2 protein-coding genes and 1 pseudogene are annotated in these 1,842 nt (G+C 61.1%); 2 read left to right on the forward strand and 1 reads right to left on the reverse strand.

The features are described from left to right. Both ACFHW1_RS28675 and ACFHW1_RS28680 read left to right on the forward strand, forming a co-directional pair. A partial coding sequence (locus ACFHW1_RS28675; RefSeq protein ID WP_416616701.1) for a polymorphic toxin-type HINT domain-containing protein occupies positions 1 to 733 on the forward strand: 733 nt, incomplete at its 5' end. A gap of 9 nt (positions 734 to 742) precedes the next feature. Next, positions 743 to 1,141, forward strand: a complete 399-nt coding sequence (locus tag ACFHW1_RS28680) for a hypothetical protein (protein WP_416557653.1) — start codon at positions 743 to 745, stop codon at positions 1,139 to 1,141. A 455-nt stretch (positions 1,142 to 1,596) separates the two neighbouring features. On the opposite strand, the pseudogene ACFHW1_RS28685 reads toward ACFHW1_RS28680, so the two are convergent. Continuing rightward, positions 1,597 to 1,842 (reverse strand): annotated as a pseudogene (locus ACFHW1_RS28685) (hypothetical protein); the annotation flags it as partial.

Here is a 1,842-nt window from a genome sequence, read left to right on the forward strand (position 1 = left end):
CACCACCAGCATCGAGACCGTCACCGCCACCATCACCGGCGACGGCGTCAAACACCTCGTCGAGATCACCATCGACACCGACGGCCAGCACGACGATAAGGGCGGTTACCCAGACACCACCAACGGCCACAGCGACCCAGGTGTCGCCCAGATCACCGCCACCGACGGACACCCCTTCTGGGTCCCCGAACTCGACGAGTGGATCGACGCCACCGACCTGCAACCCGGCCAATGGCTCCAGACGAGCTCCGGCACCTGGGTACAGATCACCGCAATCCACCGCCGGACCGTCCCACACGCCACCGTCCACAACCTCACCATCAGCCACGTCCACACCTACCATGTAGTAGCCGGCAACACGACAGTCCTCGTCCACAACTGCGGCGATGCAGCGAAGCACAGCGTAGATAACCTTGCGGACTCGCTAGACGACAATGTCGTATTCCATTACACGTCCGAAGGCAGTCACGCCAAGATCATGGACGGCGGTGTGGTAACTGCGAACGCAAAGGGCGTCACGTACTTCACAAGGGAGATGCTTAGCTCTAAGGAAACAAGCAACGCACTCTTCATGGGAAGGGGCGGGGACCGAGGAACCCACCTGATCGCGCTCAGGTTGCCCGCTGGGACTAAACTGGTGCCTGGCTCACAACCCAACGAGCTCATGTACACGGGGTCGTTCAGATTCACGCTCGATGACGTGGTTTTCCATGGCCCGAATCCATTCGGATGATGAGGAAGTATGTTCGAGATCGACAACATCGACGAGCTTTACGCACTTCAGAAGGGCTTGATGGAGATCCGCTTCAACGCGGCCGATGTGGATTGGGCGGTGAAAGGTAGCCCGTTCCTGAGTCACGTACATGAGCGGCTAGTTGAGACGATCATTGCGCATCACGAAGAAATCGGGGAGTCGCGGAAAGCGCAAGGTTGGCGTGATTGGCGTCGATTTGAAGCGCGAGCAATGGAACGCCCTGCCGTACGCGATTACCTGGCCGAAATGTGGGGTGAGTTATCCACGCCGGAAGCCAAAAGAGGGGCTGTGGTCGATCAAATGCGCCCGTTCGTCTTCTCGGATGAGAACGTAACTGAAATGATCGCCGAAATTGAAGCAGAGTGGCGCAATCGGTCGGCTCTTTGATTTCCAAACGTTCGATTGATCCGGAGTTGTGGAGCGTCGGTGGACCACTCCATATGGTGCTGGTTCAGTGACTTTATGCGCCGGGGTGCATGGTTGTGCACCCCGGTTGCTGTCACGACTAATGTCAGGCATCCAGAACGCATGCAAATGGATCGATGCAGATTTCAGGGCTTGGGTACCTTGGGTACCGAGATTGCGGCTGCTCGTTGGCACGGCGCGTAGCGGCGTGGCGTCGATCCCTGGAACCCGGCGCGTGGGTTGACCCGTGATGGGATCGTCACGGCCTTGATCGCTTCGACCGGGAAGCATCGCCTGGCCGCCTTGGTCGTCGCGCGGGCGCGTGCGCGCGGGCCGAAGGCAGTAGCGCGTGCGCGCGGCCCGGCGTAGCCGGGCCGCTCTTGATTAGGTGAAGCAGTTTTTAGCCCAGTGGTTCCATCGGTGGCGGGGCTGCTGGGCTATGCCTTGGGGTTGCGGCGCTGCTTCTTCGGTGCCGGCTGGTCGGCGGGCTCGGAAGCTCCGCTGGCAGCGGCTCGTCCGAGGTTGGCTTCGTAGGCGGCGAGGTCGTCGGCGAGGTCGGTGTGTGCTTGTTGGAGGGTGGCGAGTTCTTCGGTGGCTTGCCAGGCGGCGGCGGTGTCCTTGTTACGAGCAGGTAGTGGCGGGGGCCGGCGGTGGCGATCCACGCCCACGCGTACCAGCGGTCG

The sequence above is a fragment of the Micromonospora sp. LOL_014 genome (genome assembly GCF_048060245.1).
GTDB lineage: Bacteria > Actinomycetota > Actinomycetes > Mycobacteriales > Micromonosporaceae > Micromonospora_E.

What these genes read in the sequence shown, in the direction of transcription:
- ACFHW1_RS28680 (WP_416557653.1), top strand. Translation starts at nt 743, where the DNA reads ATGTTCGAGATCGACAACATCGACGAGCTTTACGCACTTCAGAAGGGC.